2 protein-coding genes and 1 pseudogene are annotated in these 4,424 nt (G+C 43.8%); all 3 read left to right on the forward strand.

What is annotated here, in order from left to right; all coding sequences use genetic code 11:
* Nucleotides 1-352: pseudogene (locus PX636_RS01725) on the forward strand (hypothetical protein); the annotation flags it as partial.
* A gap of 4 nt (nt 353-356) precedes the next feature.
* On the forward strand, nt 357-1,439 hold the full coding sequence (locus PX636_RS01730) for an AAA family ATPase (protein ID WP_002795441.1): 1,083 nt from the start codon (nt 357-359) through the stop codon (nt 1,437-1,439).
* Nucleotides 1,439-4,102 (forward strand): formylglycine-generating enzyme family protein, encoded by a 2,664-nt coding sequence (locus PX636_RS01735; protein ID WP_288116027.1) that lies wholly within the window; start codon nt 1,439-1,441, stop codon nt 4,100-4,102. Before PX636_RS01730 ends, PX636_RS01735 begins: the two co-directional genes overlap by 1 nt.
* Nucleotides 4,103-4,424 lie beyond the last annotated feature (322 nt).

The following is a 4,424-nucleotide window of genomic DNA, read 5'->3' on the forward strand; positions in this document are numbered from 1 at the left end:
GAATCTGTGGGGGATTATATTAAAAGGTTCTCTCTTTGTCGATAAATTTGAGCGTATGAGATTCTTTGAGTCTATTTTTGATAGCGGTATTCCCATCGCCGTTTGGAATTGGGATATTATTCCATCAGAAGTACAATTTGAACAGGAATTTACACAATGTCTGAGTTGCGATAATTTATCCGATCGATGTCGTGGGTTACTGGAAAAAACTTGGGAACTAAGAACTGTTTCATGGGGAACCAGGACTGAAACAGAGCGTAAACAGTATCCTGGTTATTATCTCGGTATGTTGTTAGAAGACCCAGAAATCTTGCCAGAAGAAAATCCCTTACAAACAATAGGAGCTAAGTAATAAAATGGTAGAAGAAACTAAATCAGTTCACTGGCAACCGTTTAATGGTCGGGGAGAACAGCTATCTGAAACTCTTAATCTTCCTTCTCCACCTCCTTGGAGAAATTTCGACAGACCTATTCTCGATCGAGATAGCGATCGCTGGTCAGAATTATTGAAACTTGTCGAGAAAGAAAAAAAAGATCGCGAGCGCGGTGAAAAATTCCGTTTGTCAGAAATCGCTGACAATGAAACCAATTCTCAAAATGCTCAACTTCAGGAAGCTATCGATTTGGTGATCGCCGGAGTAAATGCGGCTTTATGCTTGCGTCGTCCTCTGTTAGTGACTGGTCGTCCCGGTTCGGGGAAAACTTCCCTAGCCTATGCTTTAGCATACCAACTGAAATTGGGTCCGGTTTTAAAATGGTCGATTACGGCTCGAACAACTCTTCAGGATGGTTTGTATCGTTATGATGCGATCGCCCGTTTACAAGAATCGGAACCCGACGGCAAACAAGATATCGGCTCTTATATCACTTTAGGAGCTTTGGGTACGGCATTTCTTCCTTCAGCTTTGCCCAGAGTGTTGCTAATAGACGAGATAGACAAAAGTGACATCAATTTGCCCAATGACCTCCTCAATCTGTTTGAAGAAGGCGAATATGAAATCCCCGAAATAAAACGCTGGACAGAGAGAAACCCCGATAAAACAGTTTCGGTTTTTACCTGGGATAAAAATCTTCATCCCGTCGAGCTAAAGAGCGGAATAGTGGGATGTAATGCTTTTCCTATCGTCGTTATGACCAGTAACGGGGAAAGAGATTTTCCTCCAGCCTTCAAAAGACGTTGTATTAGAATCAATATGCCCAATCCGGGCATTAATAATCTTAAATCCATAGTCAAATCTCACATGGGTGATGAATATTTTAATAAGTCTAGCGATCGCATTGGTCAATTAATTACAGATTTTCTGGATAGAAAAGATTTGGCAACGGATCAACTCCTCAACGTTGTTTATATGTTGACTGGTGGTGCAGAATCCACTCTCGATCGCAAATCTTTGAAAGAGTTATTGCTTAAGAGTTTGAACGATACGGAGGGATTATAATGAGCGATGCTTCCGCATCAGTGAAACCGGATCGATTCAAAAGGTTACTTAAGACTCTCAATCAGTCAGAGCTAGAAATGACCGGTTACGAGTTGGCCGATTTGTGTTGGCTATTGCTCCATTGGCCTCAAATTGTAGAAACTACTGAAAGCAAAAGTGAAGAAGAAATTGAAGATGGTTCTTCTAATGGTAATAGTTCTTCATCCTCATCTGAATCCAAACAAAAGGTTCTAGGGAAAGAAGAAGAGAAAAAAACGGAACCTGTGGGACACTTATTCCCGCGACAACAAAGCAAAGATTCATTCGTTGGTGGCGGTGGCTCTTTAACTTTTCCAGTCGATAATCCGTCGGATTTGGGCAGTTCTCTATCTTTGGCAAGAGCTTTAAAAACATTATTGCGGCGCGTACCTACACAGGATCGTCCAAGTATTTTGGATGAAGTCCGAACAGTGGAAAGTTTTGCCGCAACTGACCAAAAAATCTTGAACCCTGTTTTTAAACCAACTTTAGAACCTTGGTTAGAACTAGCATTGGTATTTGATCGCAGTCCGTCGATGGATATTTGGCATCAAACCTTAACGGATCTTAAAACTGTACTACAACATTACGGTATCTTTCGTGATGTACAGGTCTGGCAATTAGCTTTCAAGGAAAATAATCTATTTCTTTATAAAGGATTAAGCAAGACTAATTCTAGAGTTTATCATCCTAAAGAATTACTCAATCCGAATGGCCGCCGTCTCATTGTAGTAGTTAGTGATTGTGTGGCATCCTATTGGCGAGATGGTAGGATGTTTCCGCTTTTAAAATTGTGGAGTCAATCGAGTCCATTAGCTATATTGCAGATGCTTCCAGAATGGCTTTGGCTCAAAACTGGCTTGGGATTGGGAGCGAAAGTAACTTTGTTTAGTGATGAACCGGGCCTAACTAATAGTCGATTAAAATTTAGAGATGTGCTGATTTGGGAAAACGTCTTTCGTGAACAGAATCGCTTACAGATTCCTGTTTTTACTTTAGAACCTTTCAGTGTCGAACGATGGAGTAGTGTAGTCGTGGGCCGCAGTGACACTAAAGTGGCAGGATTTATACTGACTCCCGATACCAAAGAAGAATTAGAATCCGAGGCCGAGCTAAATTTAACTCCAGAAGAAATAGTTAGACGATTTCGCAACAATGCCTCACTTTTAGCTCAAGAATTAGCTGAATTGTTAGCGGCGACACCGACAATTTTTCTGCCCGTAGTTCGATTGATCCGTAAGGAAATGTTACCAGAAGCAGGTCAAGTCCAAATCGCAGAAGTATTTTTAGGCGGTATTCTTCGCGTTCGTTCGTTAGGTATTAAGGAAACCGACCCAGATGCGGTACTCTACGATTTTATCAATCCAGAAGTAAGAGACATTTTACAACTCAGTTCTACTCGCTCTACTACGGTAAATGTATTTGATCGCGTCTCCAAATATATCGCCAAACAACTGAACCTAGAATTACGGGACTTCCTCGCTGAATTGAAAAAACCCTCAACAGAAATAGGTGGAGATATACAGGGCATTATTCGTCCTTTTGCCGAAGTGTCGGCCAGAATCTTAAGAAATTTGGGCGGAAATTATCTGGCCATTGCAGAGCAACTGGAGCAAACGGCAGCCCGTACCCCTGGTTCTCAAACGTCACAAAATACGCAATCAAAGAAAGTTCCAGTTTCAGTTAAAACGTTGCAAAAGTTAGAATTGTTACCATTTAACTTTGAGGTGGTGCGAGTAAATGCTAAGGGTGAGCAAATCGAAAAAGAGTCAAGAGAAGCCCAATATTTCAGCCAAGATTTGGGCAACGACATCACCTTAGAAATGATTGCCATCCCGGGGGGAACATTCACGATGGGTTCACCGCCAAATGAGAAAGATAGTTATAAGTATGAACGCCCTCAACAGGAGGTTACTGTCCCCACCTTTTTCATGGGTAAATATCCTATCACCCAGGCACAGTGGAGAGCAGTTGCCTCTCGCACGGATTTGAAAGTAGAAAAAGACCTTGATCCTGATCCCTCCCGCTTTAAAGATCCCCCCAAACCCCCCTTCAAAAGGGGGGCTTCCGATTCCCCCCCTTTTGAAGAGGGGGCTAGGGGGGGATCGCCCACGCGCTGGGATAGACCCGTGGAACAAGTCAACTGGTACGATGCCGTCGAATTCTGTGCAAGATTATCAAAGCTGACAGGAAGGGAATACCGACTACCGAGTGAGGCGGAATGGGAGTACGCTTGTCGTGCTGGAACCACCACCCCATTTTACTTTGGGGAAACCATTACCGGGGAATTGGCCAACTACAATGCCAGCAAAACCTACGCCGGGGAAGCGAAGGGAGAATATCGAGGAGAAACGACTCCCGTGGGACAATTTCCCCCCAATGCCTTCGGGCTATACGATATGCACGGCAATGTCTGGGAGTGGTGCGCCGATACTTGGCACGATAACTATGACGGTGCGCCGAGAGATGGCAGTGCCTGGCTAGAAAATGGGAATGATAATCGTTCTCCTCTGCGGGGCGGTTCCTGGAGCTACATTCCTGATGTCTGCCGTTCCGCGTTTCGCTACCTCAGCCCCTTCCGCCGCGACCTCCGCTTCAACGTTGTCGGTTTTCGGGTAGTCTGCGTATTCGGGAGAACTCTCTAACCCTTTTTCCTTTTTCCCCTTTTACCCTTATTCCCTATTTTTTCTTTTTTCTTTTCTTTCCCGCCCTTAGGCGGGTCGATTTTTTTGAGAAAATGGCGTTAATGTTAAATTTTATGAAGGCGATGAAAGAGTTATCGGTTATCATACTAAATCCGTTGAGTATGGGCTACATATCAGGAGAGGCACTCATGCAAAAGGGGGAATAAATAGGGTTTGCTGAAAAAGGTTTTCGGGGGTGGCAGGGTGTGGGGTGTGGGGTGTGGGGTGTGGGGTTTTACCCATTTTCAGGGGGTCAATTACCTAATTTTCAGGGAAAAAGTCC

Source organism: Microcystis sp. M53598_WE2 (genome assembly GCF_030067735.1).
Classification (GTDB): domain Bacteria; phylum Cyanobacteriota; class Cyanobacteriia; order Cyanobacteriales; family Microcystaceae; genus Microcystis; species Microcystis aeruginosa.

What these genes read in the sequence shown, in the direction of transcription:
- PX636_RS01730 (WP_002795441.1), top strand. Translation starts at nt 357, where the DNA reads ATGGTAGAAGAAACTAAATCAGTTCACTGGCAACCGTTTAATGGTCGG.
- PX636_RS01735 (WP_288116027.1), top strand. Translation starts at nt 1,439, where the DNA reads ATGAGCGATGCTTCCGCATCAGTGAAACCGGATCGATTCAAAAGGTTA.